This is a genomic window from Pseudomonas sp. AB39(2026) (assembly GCF_059831485.1).
In genome coordinates, this window is sequence record NZ_CP195212.1 from 1,653,788 (window position 1) to 1,673,200 (window position 19,413).

At 51.6% G+C, this 19,413-nt stretch carries 16 protein-coding genes and 3 pseudogenes; 11 read left to right on the forward strand and 8 right to left on the reverse strand.

Annotated features, from left to right (window positions below):
• Positions 1 to 129 precede the first annotated feature (129 nt).
• A complete protein-coding gene (locus tag ACSAMW_RS07300; protein ID WP_500593995.1) occupies positions 130 to 705 on the reverse strand; it encodes a GNAT family N-acetyltransferase in 576 nt (191 codons plus the stop codon).
• Between the two features lie 203 nt (positions 706 to 908).
• Here ACSAMW_RS07300 and ACSAMW_RS07305 point away from each other — a divergent pair.
• Positions 909 to 2,075, forward strand: a pseudogene (locus ACSAMW_RS07305) (DUF4113 domain-containing protein); the annotation flags it as partial.
• A gap of 42 nt (positions 2,076 to 2,117) precedes the next feature.
• On the opposite strand, the gene ACSAMW_RS07310 reads toward ACSAMW_RS07305, so the two are convergent.
• Together ACSAMW_RS07310 and ACSAMW_RS07315 are read right to left on the reverse strand one after the other, a co-directional pair.
• Entirely contained in the window at positions 2,118 to 2,519 is a 402-nt protein-coding gene (locus ACSAMW_RS07310) for a hypothetical protein (protein WP_500593345.1), read from the reverse strand.
• Between the two features lie 78 nt (positions 2,520 to 2,597).
• Positions 2,598 to 3,539: an HNH endonuclease gene (locus ACSAMW_RS07315; protein ID WP_500593346.1), complete on the reverse strand. Its 942-nt coding sequence runs from the start codon at positions 3,537 to 3,539 to the stop codon at positions 2,598 to 2,600.
• Between the two features lie 466 nt (positions 3,540 to 4,005).
• Here ACSAMW_RS07315 and ACSAMW_RS07320 point away from each other — a divergent pair, with 466 nt between their 5' ends.
• On the forward strand, positions 4,006 to 4,971 hold the full coding sequence (locus ACSAMW_RS07320) for a lysozyme inhibitor LprI family protein (RefSeq protein WP_500593347.1): 966 nt from the start codon (positions 4,006 to 4,008) through the stop codon (positions 4,969 to 4,971).
• Positions 4,972 to 5,029: 58 nt separating this feature from the next.
• On the opposite strand, the gene ACSAMW_RS07325 is transcribed toward ACSAMW_RS07320, so the two are convergent.
• Positions 5,030 to 5,992, reverse strand: a complete 963-nt coding sequence (locus ACSAMW_RS07325; protein WP_500593348.1) for a tyrosine-type recombinase/integrase — start codon at positions 5,990 to 5,992, stop codon at positions 5,030 to 5,032.
• 117 nt (positions 5,993 to 6,109) lie between these two features.
• Between ACSAMW_RS07325 and ACSAMW_RS07330 the strand changes: the two genes are divergently transcribed.
• Entirely contained in the window at positions 6,110 to 6,199 is a 90-nt protein-coding gene (locus ACSAMW_RS07330; protein ID WP_500593349.1) for a DUF4113 domain-containing protein, read from the forward strand.
• A 199-nt stretch (positions 6,200 to 6,398) separates the two neighbouring features.
• Here ACSAMW_RS07330 and ACSAMW_RS07335 read toward each other — a convergent pair whose 3' ends face one another.
• The 3 genes from ACSAMW_RS07335 to ACSAMW_RS07345 form a co-directional block, all read right to left on the reverse strand.
• A complete protein-coding gene (locus ACSAMW_RS07335; protein ID WP_500593350.1) occupies positions 6,399 to 7,013 on the reverse strand; it encodes a hypothetical protein in 615 nt (204 codons plus the stop codon).
• Between the two features lie 25 nt (positions 7,014 to 7,038).
• Positions 7,039 to 7,404 (reverse strand): histone-like nucleoid-structuring protein, MvaT/MvaU family, encoded by a 366-nt coding sequence (locus tag ACSAMW_RS07340; RefSeq protein WP_500593351.1) that lies wholly within the window; start codon positions 7,402 to 7,404, stop codon positions 7,039 to 7,041.
• A 615-nt stretch (positions 7,405 to 8,019) separates the two neighbouring features.
• The gene (locus ACSAMW_RS07345; protein ID WP_500593352.1) at positions 8,020 to 9,303 is read right to left on the reverse strand and encodes a hypothetical protein; all 1,284 of its coding nucleotides are present in this window, start codon (positions 9,301 to 9,303) and stop codon (positions 8,020 to 8,022) included.
• Between the two features lie 221 nt (positions 9,304 to 9,524).
• Between ACSAMW_RS07345 and ACSAMW_RS07350 the strand changes: the two are divergent.
• Positions 9,525 to 10,649 (forward strand): annotated as a pseudogene (locus ACSAMW_RS07350) (tyrosine-type recombinase/integrase); the annotation flags it as partial.
• A gap of 212 nt (positions 10,650 to 10,861) precedes the next feature.
• On the opposite strand, the gene ACSAMW_RS07355 reads toward ACSAMW_RS07350, so the two are convergent.
• The gene (locus ACSAMW_RS07355) at positions 10,862 to 11,899 is read right to left on the reverse strand and encodes a hypothetical protein (protein ID WP_500593353.1); all 1,038 of its coding nucleotides are present in this window, start codon (positions 11,897 to 11,899) and stop codon (positions 10,862 to 10,864) included.
• Between the two features lie 1,035 nt (positions 11,900 to 12,934).
• Here ACSAMW_RS07355 and ACSAMW_RS07360 point away from each other — a divergent pair.
• The 7 genes and pseudogenes from ACSAMW_RS07360 (at position 12,935) to ACSAMW_RS07390 (ending at position 19,413) form a co-directional block, all read left to right on the forward strand.
• Positions 12,935 to 14,023, forward strand: coding sequence for a DUF4113 domain-containing protein (locus ACSAMW_RS07360; protein ID WP_500593354.1), 1,089 nt, complete (start codon positions 12,935 to 12,937; stop codon positions 14,021 to 14,023).
• A 35-nt stretch (positions 14,024 to 14,058) separates the two neighbouring features.
• Entirely contained in the window at positions 14,059 to 14,748 is a 690-nt protein-coding gene (locus ACSAMW_RS07365; protein ID WP_500593355.1) for an SOS response-associated peptidase, read from the forward strand.
• Positions 14,749 to 14,861: 113 nt separating this feature from the next.
• Complete coding sequence (locus ACSAMW_RS07370; protein WP_500593356.1) at positions 14,862 to 15,182, forward strand: type II toxin-antitoxin system RelE/ParE family toxin; 321 nt, start codon at positions 14,862 to 14,864, stop codon at positions 15,180 to 15,182.
• Positions 15,179 to 15,532 (forward strand): annotated as a pseudogene (locus tag ACSAMW_RS07375) (addiction module antidote protein); the annotation flags it as partial. The gene ACSAMW_RS07370 and the pseudogene ACSAMW_RS07375, both read left to right, overlap by 4 nt.
• Positions 15,533 to 15,787: 255 nt before the next feature.
• On the forward strand, positions 15,788 to 16,414 hold the full coding sequence (locus ACSAMW_RS07380) for a hypothetical protein (protein WP_500593357.1): 627 nt from the start codon (positions 15,788 to 15,790) through the stop codon (positions 16,412 to 16,414).
• 240 nt (positions 16,415 to 16,654) lie between these two features.
• Complete coding sequence (locus tag ACSAMW_RS07385) at positions 16,655 to 17,854, forward strand: sensor histidine kinase (RefSeq protein ID WP_500593358.1); 1,200 nt, start codon at positions 16,655 to 16,657, stop codon at positions 17,852 to 17,854.
• Between the two features lie 167 nt (positions 17,855 to 18,021).
• Positions 18,022 to 19,413 carry a sensor histidine kinase gene (locus ACSAMW_RS07390; protein WP_500593359.1) on the forward strand — a complete coding sequence of 464 codons (1,392 nt, stop codon included), beginning with the start codon at positions 18,022 to 18,024 and terminating at the stop codon, positions 19,411 to 19,413.

Below are 19,413 nucleotides of genomic sequence, written 5' to 3' on the forward strand. Positions count from 1 at the left end.
GGCCGGTTTCTGCCGGTGGCGAACGACAGCTATGGGTCGGTAGCGGCCTGTCGCCGCTGGCTGCTACCAGCCCAGAGTGAAGCTCGTCGTTGGGCGGCACCAATGGCCCGCCTCCAAAGAGGTGCATCTTCACGCTCCGCTTGAACCGACCCAGGTGCTTTGGATTTCGTAAACCAAGCTTGATGGCTCCCCTGGTACATCATCTAGCTCGCCACACCGATGCATTCCAGCCTTTTTCAAGACCTTGATCGATGCTGTGTGGTCGGGCCTGACGATGGCCCAGATATGCTCTAAACCATGCGTAGTGAAAGCAAAACTCAGCGCGTACCGCCCCGTCTCCGTAGCATACCCTCTCCCCCATACCTCGCTGGCAAAGCGGTAGCCAAGATTCAGTCTCAAATCACTTAAATAGCTGTAGTAGCCTACACCGCCGAAGCCTATAAGGTGATCCGGTGATGCTTTTTCAGCGATAGCCCACCATCCAAATCCATGTGTAGCCCAGTGCTCAATCCAAGTAGATAAGAGCACTTTTGCCTGAGCGTGGGTCTTCATCGGGCCTGCCGGGTTGAAACGTTGGGTCTGAGGATCGCTATAGATCTCGAAAAGACGATCAAAGTCGCTCACTTCGGGCTTTCTGTAGGTCAAGCGCGCACTAGAGGTAAGCATGTTGTATGGCTCATATCTGATGTGGGACATGCATATCATCACCAAGGAGGCTGCCTGTAAAAGCTGGTAGTAACCGAGGGTAGTGAAGGACAGCTACGGGTCGTTTGCAGCCGCTGGTGGACAGGCTCGTATAGTGACATTTCAACGTCAGATGGGCTAAATGTCGTGAAAAGCGTTAGTAATAAATAATCAAATAAAATCAATTAGTTACAAGTTGCTAACTGTTAGCATCATTCAGATACAATGATGGGTGCGTGATTGCCCGCAGTTACGATGCCAAACCCTTCGTGAAAATGGGTGCGCCTTATTTTCAGATCAAAGACACGCTACGGCGGCACGGCATCAAAGCTTTCAGCAGTAATTATGCCCTGTATGGTCAAATTTCTGAACGCGTAATGACCTTAATAGAATCAATGACTTACGCTTCAGAAGTTTACAGCATAGACGAAATCTTCTGTGACCTCACTGGCCAGCCTGGCGACCTCACAGTGCTGGGCCGGTCGATTCGCGAGCGTGTATTGAGGTGTACGGGCATTCCAGTCGGCGTAGGCATCGCACACACCAAGACTCTGGCCAAGCTGGCCAATCACACGGCAAAACGCCTGCAGCAGCACATAGGCGGTGTGGTGGATATCTGCGACCCGTTCAAGCGTGATTGGGTACTGCGCAATACAGCGGTATCGGAAGTGTGGGGAGTCGGTCGCCGTCTAACCACTCACCTGCAGACAATGGGTATCCAGTCGGCCATGGACCTGGCCAAGGCTGATCCTGTAATGCTCCGGGCCAAATTCAGCGTTGTCCTGGAGCGCACTGCACGCGAGCTGGCCGGCGTATCCTGTCTTGGCCTGGACGATCCCGACCCACCCAAGCAGGAAATCTGCTGCAGCCGCATGTTCGGCAAACGGCTCACCGAGCTGGCCCCGATCAAGGAAGCCGTGGCCACCTACACAGCGCGTGCAGCTGAGAAGCTGCGCGCTCAGGGTTCGATGTGCAAGAAGATGCGCATCAGCATCAAGACCGGCATGTTCAACCCGGATGAGGCCAGGTATGCGAATGGTGCTCTTGTGGAGCTGCCCTACCCTACGCACGATACGTTGTTGATGACCAACGCAGCCACCTATGCCGTGGAGCGAATCTTTCGTGAGGGCTACCGCTATAGTAAGGCAGAGGTGCTGTTGCTGGACCTGCGACAACCTGGCGAGTACACCGACGACCTGTTTGCCATAACCCAGCCGAAAAAATGCCAGCAGCTGATGGACACTGTGGACAGCATCAATGCTCGCTGGGGCCGGGGCACCTTGCGGGCTGCTACGGTGCCAATAGAGCCGGACTGGGGCATGCGTCGTGAGTTCATGAGCCAGAGCTACACGACGCGAATTGACCAGCTATGGACGGTTAAAGCTTGGTAAAGACCACAACAGCGTCAAAGCATTACGGCGTGATGGGAAGGCTCATATCGCTATCGACTGCTTGACCCTCATCGTTATAGGTTTATCAACCTCAAGCTTTTTCAACCCTGGCTGACCATCAGGACCCAACAGCTCAATCGAAAAATTGGAAACCTCTTTTTTGTCACAGGCTAATGCTGCCATTTTTGCTTCAAAAAGCTGTGTTTTGGAGTTGAAAGGAGCCGAAAAAGCGACTTCACACTTCATTGCTCTGAGCGCAATTTCAGCATCTTTATTAGAGTTCAGCGCCAAATCTTTGGCAAAAATCGTATCTGTTATTTGCCAAGTAGTAGCAGTAATGAGGGTTCCGGAATCGATCTTGGTCTTAGGTCCACAGCCTATGAGGGTGAAGGAGCAGACAGCTAGAAAAGCGGCTTTTTTAAAATGCATTGCCTGATAATCCATGTGCTGAAACGTTAGTCGTTAGGAGTGCAGAGCAGGTTGTTGACTTCAAGCTAGGACCATTCCCATAGCTCGCTAAAGTTAGTTAGTTATCTGGATGGATTGGAGTGCATCTGAGTCTAATACATTTTCAAGCATATAAAAATCTAAAAATAACTCTTGTTCGCCTTCTGCGTAGCTGGCTATTCTGTATTCTGGAAAAGTAAAATGTATGCCATAATTTCCAATGTTGAATAAGGAAAAGTATTCAAGCTCTGGTTTCGTACCGTTTGCCAGCCACTCCGCATTATAGCGCCCAGTTTTATTTAGGGCATCGCGGATAAAATCTGCAAATTTTGGTAAATTTTTAGAATCCCCTAGAAGGTATTCTAGGGTTACAGGACGGAAAGGCTTCAATATGTAATTTAAGACACGCGATTCCTTGTAACCATGTGGTTTACCTGTATGGTAAGCGTCTATGGTATATTTTATGCTGATTATCTTTTCGTCACGTCGTATTATACGATAATCGCCAAATAAACTAGCCCTGTTATTCATGATAACCTTGGACAATTCATCAGGATTTGAGTCCCAGTATTCTTGAGTTGCCTGAAAATTAGCTAGTAACTCCAGTCCCCAGGCTTCAATATTTCGGGATACAATCCGCTCGGTTGTATTAGGAAAGTCTGGGAAGTCAAAGTGGAAGGTAAAACCAGGTTGGCTGTCGTTATCTTCTTTCAACTGTCTCTTGTACTCGACAACTTCTGCTTGGAACATACCGTTATCATGCTTAAAAAATTCTTTGGCTAAATTATCTTTATAAATTTGCAGTGACTTGCGATCAATATCACCATTGTGGGCGCGACGGTGGCACAGCGGACATAACGCTATGAGGTTAGAGTACTCATGTTTTTTGCAGGTCTCCCAGGGCACAATGTGATGAATATCCAAATTCTTTTCTTTGCACCTTGGGATCGCGCATTGGTGGCTAGCCTCTACTAGTACTGCTCTTCTAATTTCAGCAGGAATGGAAGGTCTAGCCATATATTTTTCTCACCTTTAAATGGTTTTCTATTTATTCGCAGAATTCTAAATGCGTTTCTGTTTTTTTAATAAAAATAAAATTCAAAGCATAGCATTGATGATTATATAGAAAAACCTACGCATTTCTCCATCATTTGTTCACCGATTGGCTGCACCGTTTCTTCACGCCGAAGCCCTAGCACGGCTATATGGCTCAATAGCACTATCAGCAGCACCCCTAGCGTGGTCAGGCCAAGTGCGCTATAACAATACCCTTGCCTAGTGGTTGGTAAAATGCGCTGAAATCGCTGCTTAGGCTAGGAAACGCTTTTTCAGGTGACACGCCAACGCAGCGAGCGTACCACCAGACGAGACTCATTTTAGTAATCGAAATTACAAAAGTCGTGGATAGATTAAATCTAAATTTTGCGCCACTATAAATTTTCCCTAAAGCTGGTTCATATTATTTTAATTTATATGGAAAACCATGAGTACTCAAACAAAAAAGATAGCAATCGATAAAAAAATAGCAGAGTTACGTTCTAGGTTAGAATTTGGACATGCTGAAGGTGGCGACATTGAGGCCACCATGAGACTATTGACACTGCACAAAGCTTTGCTAAAGTTCAAGGAGGGTGATAATAGTGAGATGCTTAGGTACTTTCCGGTTGCTGCTATCGCTACTCTTGAATCCCATTTTAGGGCTACAGTCGCAACTATAGTAAATGAAGGAGGTTTGTATTTAGAAAGAGCTTTAGGCTTAATTGGCGACAAGATAAAGACCAGTGATGTATTGCTTATGATTCACAACAAAAGCCTTACCGTAGGGGATCTTTTAGGATACTCTTTACCCTTTAGTATGCTGTCTCATCTAGTTTCTGTATACGACTCCCTTTTAAATGAGGATTTTAAAAAATTGGCTGTCACCGTGGAGGATCCTTACCTCTCCCGTGTTGAAGGTCACGATTCGGAACCATTAGTTAAAGACGTTAATCTTCTCTGGCGCAATCTAGTGGAGATTTTTGAAGCAAGACATATTATTGCTCACGAGTCAGCTTCCCAATATAAATTCGACTATACACAAGCTTTTAAAGCGGTAGAAAGCGTTAAGCTGCTTATCTCGCTCGTGGATGCTGTGTTGTGGAGTACTGTTTGGAAGGATAAACCGCTTACTCAGCGCGAAATGAATATTGCTTCATTTGAAAATTATAAATCTGTTAGGATTGAGCTAGCCAGAGAAATAAGGATATTTCGATCAAAATATGATGATAAGAATTCTAGAGTTAATTTCAATAGGCTTCATCTGATGTGGAAAAGGTTTTCTTTTGAATGGGGTAATTTTAATGCAGATAGATTCCAAGGCGGCTCAATAAGACCACTTATATATTGTGATTGCATGTACACTTTGTTTAAACATAGAATTTATCAGATCCAAGATTTATTACCGTATTAATAATTTTAAGTTAGTTTTATATCACTTAAATAAGATGCGCTGTTAAAATTTCACAATTTTAATACTTCACCTTATAAGTAGGAGAATCCTCCGGCCGGTTCTGCCGCCGATCATAGATCCTGGTCGTACTGATGTTCGCATGGCCCAGCCAGGCCTGGACCTTGGCAATGTCTGCCTCATGCTCCAGGGCATTGGTGGCTGCTGTTGCCCGCAGGCCATGCACACCTAGACCGGCGACCTCGATACCGGCCTTTTTGGCATAGGCTTCGACTACTTTATAGACGCCATCAGCAGTAATGCCACCTCGATCTATGGGGCCGCGTAGCGGCAGGAATAGCGGGCCTTTCGGCGTGACCAGGTGATGCCCCGAGCGCTCCAGATAATCATGAATCCTGTCTGCCGCGACTGGATGCAAGGGTAGGTAGCGCACCTTGCCGCCTTTGCCGTGAATCAATAAATGCTTGATCCCGCGCCGCTCCAGCATATCGCTCACCCCCAGCTGCGCTGCCTCTTCACGCCGAAGGCCGTGGTAGAGCAGCACGGCCAGAATGGCCCGATCCCGCAGCCCTTTTAGGGTGGCCACGTCCGGTGCGTCCAGGAGCGCCTTGGCCTGGTGATCGCCCAGGGCCGGGGTCTTGCCTTCGTTGCTCTCGATCTTCGGCCGTTTGACCCCGTGCACCGGGTTGCCACCGGCCACCGCGTTGCATTCCAGCAGGTGGTCGAACAGGCTGGCCAGCGCCGCGAGTTTGCGCCGGATGGTGGCCCCGGCCAGGCCCCGGTGCTCCAGCTGGGCACGCCAGGCCAGAACATGGGAGCGTGTCACCACGCGAAACTCGTCTGCAGTGGCCAACCCTATAAAGGAACAGAAGTCTTCCAGGTCGTTTTGGTAGGCACGACGCGTTCGTGGGTTATCGATGTTGGCAAACCATTCGACGGCAGCCGGTACCGCGGCCAGGTGTTGGAACTCGGCCGCAGTCAATCGACGCTCGCTGTCCTCCTGGTGCACCGTTAGCGTGCGCATGACCCCTCTCCTCCCCCAAAACGCTTTTTTGACGCAGCCGAGTGAAAACTCTTGATAACCTATATTTTGCGCTTTTTCATCGGTACAGCCGGTAATCCATGAGAGGCTGACTGAACCTTGACAGGTACTTGGGGGATGCGTCGAGAGTTTATGAGTCAGAGCGATACCACACGCCTTGACCAGCTGTGGACGGTGAGCGCGCACTGACGTGACTCGCCTACACGAGTGAAATGTGAGAAAGTCGTTTTCTAAAGTAGGGGCGTACCACGCGGGTCTCGACCGACAGCTAACGGCTGGTTATTGCCATGATGGTAGGAAACCGCTAGTACCTGGCAAGTCTGCACTGGTCATATCTCTCGCGGAATGCCTTCACGAAGTAGTAAAGATTTGATCACTGATCGACTGCTCAACGATAAATAGGCAAGTGAAGCGCGTAGAGCTTGCCCTGCGCTTCCAACGTTCGTCCAGCCGCTGAGCAGTGAGCTTTCAATTGCTCAACCGTCAACCCATGCTTCTGCGCCACCTGATGAATCATGTAAGACCCTCGGCGACAAACTTCGGAAAAGAGGGTGTAGCTGTAAGCAGCATTGGCGCAGGTGCCTTCAGAGAGCGAGCTCGACCCAGGGGCCGGTTGCTGATAGCCAAAGTGGTCAGCCAATATCCCGCACAGTTCATGATGGATACGAGGGCTATGGGCTGCCAGGCCGTGTGGACCCGCGCCGATGCCTGCCTGAGGGATTCGCAGCTTACGACCAGAGGCCAATCGGTAAAGCGTACGAAGCGCTGCAAGCAAAGCTTCACGCTCCTCCGCCTGGTCCGAAAAAGGTACATGAGTACCCTTGAAAATCGCTTTACGCACCGGGATGCCCAGGACGTTCGGTTCTACCAGGACGTGTCCAAGATCAGCGCAGGCTTTGCCATCCAGTGCCAGATCAATAGCGTATAGCTGGTCACGGTCGGCGCGTACCACGTCTGCGTCAATCGTCTCGTAGGGTTCAATTATGAAACGACGCATTGGCATCCCCATGTCCCTCAGTAAGCTTCAGTTATGACTCTAACCAGGCCTCAACCATCTCTGAGCCATGCTCTTGCTTCCAGGCTTTGAGGGTACGGTTGTTACCGCCTTTTGTTTCAACGACTTCGCCAGTATCGGGATGTTTGTAACGCTTCACTTCACGCGCTTTGCGTGTCTTCTTGACTGGCTGGGCAGTAGCAGTACCCCTGGCGGCTTGAGGATCAAGGATCGCCACAACGTTGCGAAGGCTATAGCCATATTCGGCCAGTAGGTCGCGGAGCTTTTGCTCAAATTCGACTTCGCGCTGCAAACCTTCATCGTTTTTCAGGTTTTCGAGTTCGGCAAGTTGGGCGGCCAACTTCTTCTCTAAGGCGCGGAATTCAGCAAGACGTGACATAGTGCCACCTATATTGATAAGGGGACCACAGTTTAATATATAAACTGTGGCATGACTATACACAAATACCATTTGTAACCGTTGCGAGGTTTCAGATATCAGTGCCCACAGGAGCCTCTAGTTCCACGCAAGCCGCGCCAAGTAGCCATTGGCTGGCTCTCGAACATTATCGATCTTGTCAGCGCACGATAACAACACGATACCCAGGTAGTGGAATTCAGTTTTCAATATTCTCGAGCGATGGCCGATAACCTTTCACCAAAAGCTAAAAAATGGAGCTGTCGTGATTCCAGGGTACCGTCTTCGCTTTTATTGCCTCTTCGGCGCACTGTTCTGCTTGGGTGGTGCCTGGTTGGGGGGGCCACGGATTGAGCGAAGCCCTTGCAACCGCGCAATTCGAAACTATAACCGGTCCTCGTGGGCATAGAGTCACGGAGAACCTGGTTTTCGCAGATCCCCCGTGGCTTGCTTCCATAGGGATCAAGGCACCGGTTTATCTTCAGCTAAAATACTGATTTAAATAACGATTACGAATATCTGCAAAAATCTTATCCTGTTCATTAATAGGCTCACCACTCAGAAGTGGCGAGCTATTATTTTTCACATCAATACACTCTAGCGCTCTAGCATAGTTAGTAGAGCAGCCACGAAAATCCTGGCATCACTAAGCTCGATGTTTTCATCATCTGCTAAATTGCTGTGTTTTTCGATAAGACCTGCAATATTTGAGTGTATTTCATCGCTATCCTTTAAGTATTGATTAACCAGCCCTTGGGACTCTGCGGAGGGAAGCTTCTTGAATGGAGGAAGCTTTGGAATCGGATAGGATATATCCTTTTCTGCCGCACGTGCAATCATCCACGCTTCAACCTGTTGATTGACGCCCTCAGTATAAGCAGGCGCTTGATCAGTATCTATAACAGCCTGCGCATTTGAACGACCGAAACCAAGTACGGTCGCCAAAAACTCTTGATCATTATTGAATTCGCTACTACCTAACCGCTGCAGGTGTGGAATAACGCACTCGTCCAGCATTGCAGTGGAACTGCTCAGGTCAGAGACGCCAAACTTTTGAGCAAAAAAAGCTTTTTCCTGCTCTATAACACGTAGTAAGTTGCCCCTGTTAACTAAATATCCTTCTTGCTCTTCAGGAGGTTTCTGCGAGTTGCTAGAAATTGGCAGCAAATGGAAATTATCTTTTAATTGACTGCCTTGGGCAAGTAAGCTCATATCATGCCATATACCCTCCTCATCTACCCCTTCTAAAAGTTGTACTGGCTTCGACCCCCATACAACATGTCCAACGCCTTCGTTATCGAGCTGATGTGCTATATTGGTCACAATAGACTCATCGAGGTGATTAATTTTGTTCCATGCATTTGAAGAAATGCTCATTATTGGGGTAGATCCGGAGCTCGTTGGTGCGCCTCCAGAGATTGAAGCATGCTTAGGAAGCATCCAGACCTGCTCACCATTATCGAGATGAGTCCGCTTGAGCACGGCACATGTATCACCGGCTCTATTTTTTACCTCAAAACGCAAACTGTCACCCTTCATATATTCGCCCACGACTTTAGCTTTTTGGCCATCTGCTGTGAAGAACGGCACTGTATATAAATTTTTTTGCCAAGCCGCATCGGGGTCATGTCGAGAACTTTTCAATATTTCTTGATTTTCTCTGCGATTACTTACTTTCTTACCACCTTCATTTTTTTCAATTTTCATTGACAAGCTACTGGCTAGCAGAGAATTGGCGTGCGGCACTGAGCGTGGAGCGTCTGGCCTAGGAGGAACCAGCGGTTCAGATTTTTTTTCAAACTGAACATTTTTATTATTTTCAGGCTCCCCTACAAGGGCGTGACTCAGTAAAGTAGAAAATGTGTTGTTAATAGGATTCATTGAAAGTGCCTGTAGAGCCTAGTGAGCTCATTGTGTGTCCAGTAACGGCAAACGGTTCCATCATCGATATATTTTGTTAGCGGCAAAAACTGAGTGCAACACCTGGCCTTTCAGGTACGGTATACGCATGTCTTACCAAAAGCTCAGCATTGAAGAACGCATCACGATCCAGATTGGCCAACTCCAGGGCCTGCGCCAGCGAGCGACTGCTCGAATGCTTGATGCGCCGGTTCTTTATTGATGTCGAGCTGTGGGGTTGGGGGCGTTTGCAGTTCCGGCCACGGCATCACCTGGCCACGCCCCGGACTGTGTCGTTCGCCAGCGGCGTCAATCCGCGGGTAATCGATGATGCCATCTGGCTGAAGCTGGTTTGGGCCAGCCTGAACCTGACCCGTGCGGACCTGCTGTGCGAGATCCATTATCCGTTGGTCATGATCCAGGCCATCGCTGTCCTCTGGACCCATGCAGGGCTGCGCAAGAATGAGATTGCGCGTCTTTCCATCGACTGTGCGCAAGCACAGATACAGGACGTTGTTGAGGAGGGCCAGACCGTTCCGGCCGGCACCCTGTGCTACTTGCAGGTTCCCCCAAGCAAAACCTTCAAGGCTTATGTCAAACCCGTGGCTGCGGTGGTCAAAGACAAGATCGATGCCTGGTTACAACAGCGGCCTACTGAACAGGCGGCGTTGTGGGATGAGCGCACCGGCGAGAAGGTCCGCTACCTGTTCCAATACCGTGGCAAGCGTCTAGGTACCAGTGTGATCAACGACACCATCATTCCCATCCTCTGCACTAAGGCTGGTGTTCCGATTGCCGACATCCGAGGTCGCATCACCAGCCATCGCGGTCGCGCCAGCGCTGTAACGGCCCTGGCCAGCGTGCCGCAAGGCATGTCCCTGGTGGAACTCATGCAATGGTCTGGGCATAGCTCACCGACGTCGACCCTGCACTACCTGCGCATCCGCCCAACGCAGCTGGCCGCCGCCTTCGTCAAGGCCGACCAGATGGCCCACATGATTTCGTTGCTGGTCGACCATGATGTTATCGCCCGGCAGAGTGGTGATCCGTACCTCTATTACGACCTGGGCAATTCGTATTGCACTAACCCGTTCTGGAGCACCTGCGCGCATCGCATGGCTTGCATCGGCTGCGACTTCAACCTGCCCAAAGCCAGCGCACAGGGCCAGGCTTTGGAGAGCAAGGCGTCGGTCCGTCGGTACCTGGAAGAGGTGCCGCTGACAGCCGACGAGCGCGCCATCGTCGAGGGTGATCAGAAAAAGATCGAGGGCTTTATCCGCAAGCTGGAAGGGGTAACGGCGCTGGATGGGCATACCTCGCGGGGATAATGGCTCCCACCTCCAGCCCGAATTGAAACTGTTAGCAAAGAGTCGTCGGTGCATTGCCGCCCAGAAAAGGTACCCGCTGATCGCTCATGAAGATTTACATTCATGGGCGATCAGCAATAATCGGCAGCATCTGTAAGTTAGGATTAGTCTTTAATGCACAGGATGCTGAATAGAACAGTGAGGATTGAGCACCTGGGCTGCTGAGCTGACTGCTAATTTAGATCTAATGCTGCTATATATTTCAAAAGTTGCTGCGCGCGATTTCTATCTAAGTCAAAGAAAAACGGATTCTCCAAAGCTTGCTGGGCGGTGGGACGGTACAGTCTTGATGGAGACTGCATCTGGTCTATAAATGCAAAATACTGCATAGATTTTTCCGAGTTCACATCGATCCAGCGTGTCGGAAATTTCTTTGGTGCTGCAGGATCAGGGGAAATATCGCCTCCGACCATTTCCTCCAAGATTCTGCCTATGGAGAAAATATCGCTCTTCTCATCGAGTCTGGAGGGAATTTCCTCAACTCGACGCTCCTGCGTGCGCTCTATCCGAGTTCTCGAGTGATACCGAGTAGTAGGCGTTCTGAACTGATGTCGCTCGTTGAATTCCCACGTTGTAATCGGCACGTACTCTTCGATGGTCCGCTCTACCGGCACAACCGTTTCCACGCGCTCGGCTTCTACTTCTGGCGGTGCATACAAGGCAGTCGACATACCTGCTGGTGTGTTAACGGGTGTCCATCCCCCCCAGTCATACACCTTCAGACTGCCAGTAGCTTTCTCAATTGAAAAATTTCCCGGTTTGAAATCGCTATTTACCACACCTCGGTTTTTTGCATGCCGAGCCGTGAATAGCAGCTCAGAGGCTAATAGCATGTTTATTTGCCAAGCATCGTTTTCGGAGATAAGCCGTAGCGCGAGCGCGTGGTGTAGTTTGAATTTTACTTCGTTACCGTTCGGCCCGTTGATGTGATCCATGATCAATAATCGCCTGACGTCGCCAGGCGCGAACTCAAGGCTGGCAACACCATAGTGGGTACAGGTCCCTGTATCCTGGGTTGGATTGGAAATGCGGCGCAACCCTTCGCACTCGTGCATTAGGTTGTTATTCAGACCACCCGCTACGTGGGCGAATATCTCTTTCCCTACGAACTTCCGACCACCAGGAGTAGTGAGAAGGTGTACCGCTGCCGTGCTTCCCCGCGCTATTCCTTCCTGAAGCACGCCCAATTGGCGAATGCTGCAACGGTCCATGACCGGGTCAGGTAGGATGGGTGAAATAATGTCACTCCGCTCGAAAACAACGGGTGTATAACGAAGTTACTGCCGACGTTGCAGCTCATGCACAGCGTTCGGGTCAGTGTTAGTCCGCTGCCGCTGGTTACGGTAAAACTGTTGAAACTCTCCTGATTCGATAACATCCGAGTCTGTATACGAAGGTCGGCGGCGTGTAATTGGCGAGTCTGGCAGGTCACGAGACTCAATATATGAATTGGACAAAGAGGCCCGGCCGGATCTTCGGGAGAGCGGAGAGTCTGGATAATCGCTTCGTACCGAGCCTTCCGGAATTTCCGGGAATTCTGTAATCAGTCGCTGTAAACTCGCACTTGATGAATGGCGGCTGCTGCCGAAGGGTCTAGCGTCGCCAGTCCGGTTCGCATGGAACGAACCTGTTCCACTCCTCGGATAGGGAGCATACCTGTTGTGATTAATTTCTCGCGGATGAGAAAAAATTCGATTATTTACTGGTGTATTACCTCTGCTAGGCTCTCCTGAAATGCTTTCAGGCTCCTCTGTTAAAAACGAGCCTGAGGTAAACATTGGTGGCCTATTAGGGGGAATTCGGTTTCCAGACATTTTTTCTCCCGGGAAAACAGTCCAGCTATATTTCGCGCTGCGATCAGTTACCTATTAGGTCCGGCACTCGCAGTGCCGGATTGTTCGAATCGTACGCGTACGCTAGGAATAGGTATTAAATATACCTGCGTCGATAAGGTTAGTGGTGCCTATGTAAATCCGGTTCCAGATGCATTGAAAGTACCCGTAACACAGCTGGTTATAGCTTGGCCTCGGAGTGAAAGCCATGTTTGTATCGGTCAGCATCAGGCGGGGTTGTCAAGGGTTTAGCAGATCTAAAGATAGACTCCGAGCCCGCGAGGGACGGAGGAAAGGGATCGATAGCTAAGGCAATTGATGATGCTTTCGTGCTTAAGAACGGCTTCTCAACCAACACGGTCGTGGGCACACTGAGGTGGTGCAATTCACAAAATATGCGATGCAAGCGAAGCGTTGACGGAAGCACGCGGCAATTTGTTGCCTATTGCTTTTCCATTCCACATAAACGGCCAGATGTCAGAGCGCGTCATGACGATTATCGAAGGCATGGTCGCGGGCTCCGAGGTGTACAGCATTGACGAAATATTCTGTGACCTCACCGGCCAACCCGGTGACCTGACGGCCTTGGGCCGCTCGATCAGACAACGGGTGATGGCCTGTACCGGCATCCCGGTGGGTGTGGGCATTGCCAGGACGAAGACCCTGGCCAAGCTGGCCAACCACACGGCCAAGCGCTTACAGCAGCACACAGGCGGCGTTGTGGATATCTGCGACCCCTTCAAGCGTGACTGGGTGCTGCGCAATACCGCAGTGTCGGAGGTGTGGGGTGTCGGCCGGCGTTTGACTGCCCACCTGCAGGGCATGGGCATCCAGTCGGCCATGGACCTGGCCCAGGCCGACCCCGTGACCCTACGGGCCAAATTCAGCGTGGTCCTGGAGCGCACGGCCCGCGAGTTGGCCGGTGTGTCCTGCATGGAGCTGGATGAGCCCGACCCGCCCAAGCAGGAGATTTGCTGTAGCCGCATGTTCGGTAAGCGGTTAACGGACCTGCCCTCGATCAAGGAAGCGGTGGCCACCTACACGGCACGGGCCGCCGAGAAGCTGCGCGCCCAAGGCTCCATGTGCAAAAAAATGCGAATCAGCATACGCACCGGCATGTTCAACCCGGACGAGCTCAAATACGCAAACGGCGTCTTGGTCGAACTGCCCTACCCTACACACGACACGTTATTGATGACCAACGCGGCTACACAGGCCGTGGAGCGCATCTTTCGCGAGGGCTACCGCTACAGTAAGGCCGAGGTGCTGTTGTTGGACCTGCGGCAACCTGGCGAGTACACGGGGGATTTGTTTGCTGTGACGCAGCCTGAGAAGTGCGAGCAGCTGATGAAAACCCTAGATTCGATCAATGCGCGGTGGGGCCGGGGCACACTCCGCTCCGCTACCGTGCCGGTGGAACCGGACTGGGGCATGCGTCGTGAGTTTATGAGCCAGAGCTATACCACGCGGCTCGATCAGTTATGGACCGTCAAAGCGCAGTAGCGCGTCAGTAGAACAATGACAAAGGCAGGTACAGCATGTGCGGACGTTATTCGGTGTACGAGGCGATGGGCCACTACCTGCGCGAACTGGGGCCGGGCCAGCAGGTGATTGACTACGTGCCGCCTGAGCCGATCAACCGCTACAACGTGGCCCCTACCACGAAATCACCGCTGATCCATGCTGACGCCGAGGGCATCCGTCTGCAGGCGGTTAAATGGGGCTGGGCGCCCTTTTGGGCCAAGGGTAAACGGCCCGACCCTATTAATGCCCGGATCGAGACGGTGGCCACCGGCAAGTTCTTCAAGTCACTATGGCCGGCAGGCCGTGTCCTGGTACCGGCCAATAACTGGTTTGAATGGGTTAAAGACCCTGACGACCCCAAGAAAAAGCAGCCGTATTGCATCCGGCTCAAGAGCCAGGCACCGATGTTCTTTGCAGGCCTCGCCCAGGTGCATCCAGGCCTTGAGCCCCACGACGAGGACGGCTTTGTCATTATCACCGACGCAAGCGATGCCGGCATGGTGGACATTCATGATCGCCGCCCGGTTGTGCTGGGGCCTGACGCTGCCAGAGCCTGGCTTGAGCCTGACCTGGAAGCTGATGCAGCCTTGCACATCGTGCAGCAGCAAAGCCGGCCGGTGGCTGATTTTGAGTGGTACCAGGTAGACAGGGCCGTGGGTAATGTCAGGAATCACGGCAGCGACCTGATCGAACCTCTTACGTAATGACTAGAGCAGACTACTGGCAATAGCGTGTCCCTTTTTCTTGCCCTTCATCCAGTTCGACAGAAAGGCCCAAAAAATCGACAGAGAGTAGCCAGTAGGCTACAATTCAAGCCATGACGGATATCATCGAAAACACGATAAACACCACGCCTGAGTTTGATGATTGGCTTGATGGTGTGAGGGATGCCCAGGGCAAAGCGGCTCTATTAGCCCGTTTGGATCGAGCCAAGGCAGGCAATTTCGGTGATTGTGAGCCAGTGGGCGATGGTGTCAGTGAAATGCGGGTTTTTGTGGGGCCAGGGTATCGAGCTTACTTCGTTCGCACCGGCCGGACCGCTTACCTGATGCTTTCGGGTAGTAACAAAACGGACCAAAAACGCGCGATCAAGGAAGCAAAAGCGATCCTTGATGCACTGACGGGTAAAATGAAATGACTGAAGCGACATTCAACCCCGAGGATATGCCTATCCTCGATCTGAACACCTCCGGTACCAGCCGTTATGAAGCATCGCGCTTTCTTGACAGCCCAGAAGCAATCAGCGCTTACCTTTCGGAAAGCATGAAGGCAGATGACCCGAAATTGCTCATGCAGGCGCTTGCAGAAGTCGCAAAAGCGCAAGGTGTGAACAAGGTTGCTAAGGACGCTGGAGTCAACCGCGAAAGCCTTTATAAAACGCTCAAGGGTGGCGTTAAAACGCGATACAGCACGATTCGAAAGCTGATGGAGGCCGTAGGGGTAGAACTCACCGTTCGACCAATTGCCGCAAGGGCTCAGGCGGTTAACGGGTCGAGCGCGCAACCGCGAATGGCATCTAAAGCAGCCGCTGCAGAGTCTGCCGCTAAGCCAGCGGCTAAGATCCCTGTTAAGGGGGGTACGAAGGCTGCAACCAAGCTAAAGGCAACTACAAGACGGGCAGAAGGCAAAGTGCGTAAAACCCCACGTAAAGCCGAAGATCAAGCCCAAGACGTTGGCGCTACCGCGTAAAAAGCTCTACGCAAGCGCTAGCAGAACTAGAAAAAACGCACGCTAGGGGTGCCAATGAGCCGGTTCCTAATTGAAGAATACGAGACGATTGACGTAGACGTGGTACGCGCCAATTGCGACCAGGTGTACGCAGTTGAATTGACGCTGGACGGGCACGTCTGCACCGGTACCCTGTGCGTCCTGTCGGAGCCGAACACGTGTGGTATCCCTGTGCGCAAGGCCATCGTCAACGACACGCATGTGCCTTTTTCAGATCAGGAGACGGAGCGCGAAGCCCTGCTTCACGCCCTACGCAAGCTTTACAAACTCGCCTCTGGCCGAACGCTGCGGGTGCCTAAAGCGGGTATTGGAGCGGGCCCCTATGGGCTTGCAGCCCATAGCCCTCGTATTTATTGCGACCTTTGCCAAATACTGGCTGACCACTTTGGTTATCACCAACCGTCCAGCACGCCTACCCATCCCATGACAGGCAACTACGTCAGTGGGACATACCACCACGAGCTTTTCAAAGAGGTGTGCATGCGAGGCGGGTATTACATGATCTCCTTCGTTGCAGAGAAGCATGGTCTGACCCTAGAACAGCTGAAAGCACATTGCCTGATTGCCGGGAGAGAGCTTGATGCCCAGGGCAAGCTGTTCCCTTCCCACCTGCCGACCTATCGGTGGGCAAGTGACGAGTAGGTGAACCCGCAGTTCACATAAAAAAATCAAGGGGAATACTAAGGGGCGGCAAGCTAAACCCGAGCTGGAGGACGTTACGTGCGAGACGGCTTAGCGCCGTGACCCTATACGTCGTTTGGCAGGTACTTACCAAACTCTGCGTTCGATCAACGCTAGCCCTAAAGATATCTCTTGTAATAGAGAGTATTTTACCTTGTTTACCAGCCTGTCAAAAACCTGAGAATGCGTCGAGGAGGCGGATTGGAGCCTGATAACCGTGATAAAACTGCGAGCCCACCAGAGCAAGGAGGTAATGCCGCTGAGGAGCTAGCATATCGGCTCAGGCAACAAAAGCTGACCGCAGAATTTGGTCTGTTCGCCTTGAAAACTCATGTGACCGGCGCGTTATTGCAGGAAGCGACACGGGTATGCGCCGAAGGCATGTATACCCGGCTATGTAAGGTTATGGAATTCCAGCCAGAGCATGGGGACTTTTTGATGGTGGCAGGCGTAGGCTGGAAGCCTGGGTATGTAGGACACGCCAGGGTTGGTGCCGATCTCGACAGCCCTGCAGGTTATGCTTTTCAGACAGGCAAGTCTGTGATTTCCAACCATCTGGAAAATGAAAAGCGTTTCCGGACGCCAAAGGTCATGGCCGATCATGGTGTGAAGCGGGCCATCAACGTATTGATCCGCGTGGGCAACGAGCCGTTTGGCGTGCTCGAAGTTGATAGTCCGGTTGAGGGGCGTTTTACCGAAGCAGACGTGGTGTTCATCCAGGGCTTTGCAAATTTGCTTGGGGTCGCACTAGATCGTCACCACGCCGAAGGCGTTTTGCGAGCACATCAAGAACACTTAGGTCAGGCACTTGAACACCAGAACGTGTTAACCCAAGAAGTGAGCCACCGGGTCAAGAACAGCCTTGCGCTTGTAGCCGGATTGCTGCAATTACAAAGTCGTGCTTCCTCGAATCCAGAGGTGCGTACTGCACTGAGTGATGCTGAAGGCCGGGTCATGGCTATTGCCCAGTTGCACGATCGGCTATGGCGTACCAGCGACGTGCATAACCTGGATTTGAAAGAATTTCTTGGCAGTGTGGCTGAGAAACTAATGGACAGCGGGCCCTCCGGTGTTCTGATTTTTGACGTGCCGGCTGTAATGGTGCCTACCGATGATGCAATTCCGCTCGGCCTTTTGGTCAACGAGCTGCTGACGAATGCCCTGAAGTATGCGACGCCTCAAGAGCCGGGAGACATACGCCTTACGATAACCGCAATTGGCCCAGTTCTACGTCTTGAGGTGAGGGATCGCGGACCCGGCCTACCCTCAGGTTGGGCCGCTGAATCATCCAAGAGCCTCGGGATGAAACTGATTTTGCGACTCGGTCGCCAGTTGGGAGGCAAACCAGAATGGCAGAATGCTCTACCAGGTACGCGGTTTGTGTTGGAGTTCGCCCTCTAGGAACGTATAGCCGCTAGGCTCGGACCAACCGTGTATTAGACGCTAAAATTCCTGCAATTGCCCTTATCTTCGTTGAGCAGGCCCTTGCGCAAAGATAGATTATCCAGTGCGTGCCCAAGCGGGCATGCTCAACGTTCGGGCTATAGAGCATTTCAAGAGGCATATCAATGACTGGCACTACCTCAACGCGAGCTGTGAACCAGGCGGATAAAACGCATTTCGAAGCAGAGGTAGCCAGCCGCTTTGGCTTGGTGCCCAATTTCTTCCAAACTGCTCAAGACGCACCAGGTTTAATTCGGGAGCTGTGGGCTTTTGCCAAGGCAGGTTACCTTGATAATCCACTTCCTTCGGTGTTCAAGGAGCGCCTGTTTGTTCACCTTTCGCGGTTTTGTGAGGTGCGTTATTGCATTGTCAGGCATCTGGGGTTTTTGATCGGTCAGGGCAATCCATCCGGTGACCCCCAGGCTGTACCCAACACGATAGAGCAGGCCTTAACACTGCTTAGGCAACCTGCCATATTGACCGATACGCAGTTGGAGGGGGTCTACGCTCGCCTGGCGTCTTGGGACGCTTCCATGATTCCTTCAATGGAGTCTCAAGCAGAGCAGGATGTATTTGCTGCCGCAGGTGTCATGTTCGCCCATCCTGCAAAATCAGCCTCGGCTGCCAAGGCTTTACGTAAAGCCCTGGGCAGCGCTGAATTTGAGATCTTGACAGCCTTTCTAGCGTTCATCCGAACGGCTCATTATTGGACGTTGACGCACCCAAATCTCAACTTCGAAAGTGATATGGTCACGTTCCTGGACACCCATGAACAGCTATCGAGCCTCCTTCTGAGCACCTCGGATGCTGATCGATCCAGTATCGGCGTTCGTCTACATGAGGAACTCGTAGCGCTACGGCAGGAGCACGATGATAGAGCTGCGTTGCGTGAAGCACTAGAAGACCGTGAAACCGCTCAACGTCATCAACAATTGCTAATCAATGAGCTTAATCATCGCGTCAAGAATACGCTGGCGATTGTTCAATCCCTGGCCTATCAAACGTTGCGTGGAGCGGATATCCCTCAAGGGGTACGAGACGCCTTTACAGGTCGTCTCGTTGCGCTTGCTGAAGCCCATGACTTGCTGAACACCGAGAGATGGGAAAGTGCTTCGTTAAAAGACGTTTTGCTGCAGGCGATTGGGGCACAACTCCCCAATATTGATCCCCGCGTTCGGCTAAGTGGGCCTTCTCTCAAGCTTAACCCGAAGCAGGCGCTTTCCATTGCAATGGCTACTCACGAGCTAACGACGAACGCCCTCAAATACGGGGCATTATCCGTTGCAGGAGGGCACGTTGACATCGCTTGGCAGGTCTATCCCACCCCTGGTGAGCAATGGATGGAATTGACCTGGAAAGAATCGGGAGGACCGATTGTTACCTCGCCGGAACGTATGGGGTTTGGTTCCCGTCTGATTCAACGTGGGCTGGCCGACGAGCTTGATGGCGAGGCTAGCTTGCGGTTTGAGGAGAAAGGGCTTGAATGTACCGTTCGGGCACCCCTGAGGTTGGAATAA

Excerpts from the sequence above, each read along its gene's own strand:
- ACSAMW_RS07315 (WP_500593346.1), bottom strand. The coding sequence starts at position 3,539 with ATGGCTAGACCTTCCATTCCTGCTGAAATTAGAAGAGCAGTACTAGTA.
- ACSAMW_RS07345 (WP_500593352.1), bottom strand. The coding sequence starts at position 9,303 with ATGAATCCTATTAACAACACATTTTCTACTTTACTGAGTCACGCCCTT.
- ACSAMW_RS07320 (WP_500593347.1), top strand. The coding sequence starts at position 4,006 with ATGAGTACTCAAACAAAAAAGATAGCAATCGATAAAAAAATAGCAGAG.
- ACSAMW_RS07370 (WP_500593356.1), top strand. The coding sequence starts at position 14,862 with ATGACGGATATCATCGAAAACACGATAAACACCACGCCTGAGTTTGAT.
- ACSAMW_RS07390 (WP_500593359.1), top strand. The coding sequence starts at position 18,022 with ATGACTGGCACTACCTCAACGCGAGCTGTGAACCAGGCGGATAAAACG.
- ACSAMW_RS07300 (WP_500593995.1), bottom strand. The coding sequence starts at position 705 with ATGATATGCATGTCCCACATCAGATATGAGCCATACAACATGCTTACC.
- ACSAMW_RS07335 (WP_500593350.1), bottom strand. The coding sequence starts at position 7,013 with ATGCCAATGCGTCGTTTCATAATTGAACCCTACGAGACGATTGACGCA.
- ACSAMW_RS07325 (WP_500593348.1), bottom strand. The coding sequence starts at position 5,992 with ATGCGCACGCTAACGGTGCACCAGGAGGACAGCGAGCGTCGATTGACT.
- ACSAMW_RS07380 (WP_500593357.1), top strand. The coding sequence starts at position 15,788 with ATGAGCCGGTTCCTAATTGAAGAATACGAGACGATTGACGTAGACGTG.
- ACSAMW_RS07365 (WP_500593355.1), top strand. The coding sequence starts at position 14,059 with ATGTGCGGACGTTATTCGGTGTACGAGGCGATGGGCCACTACCTGCGC.
- ACSAMW_RS07340 (WP_500593351.1), bottom strand. The coding sequence starts at position 7,404 with ATGTCACGTCTTGCTGAATTCCGCGCCTTAGAGAAGAAGTTGGCCGCC.
- ACSAMW_RS07355 (WP_500593353.1), bottom strand. The coding sequence starts at position 11,899 with ATGGACCGTTGCAGCATTCGCCAATTGGGCGTGCTTCAGGAAGGAATA.
- ACSAMW_RS07310 (WP_500593345.1), bottom strand. The coding sequence starts at position 2,519 with ATGGATTATCAGGCAATGCATTTTAAAAAAGCCGCTTTTCTAGCTGTC.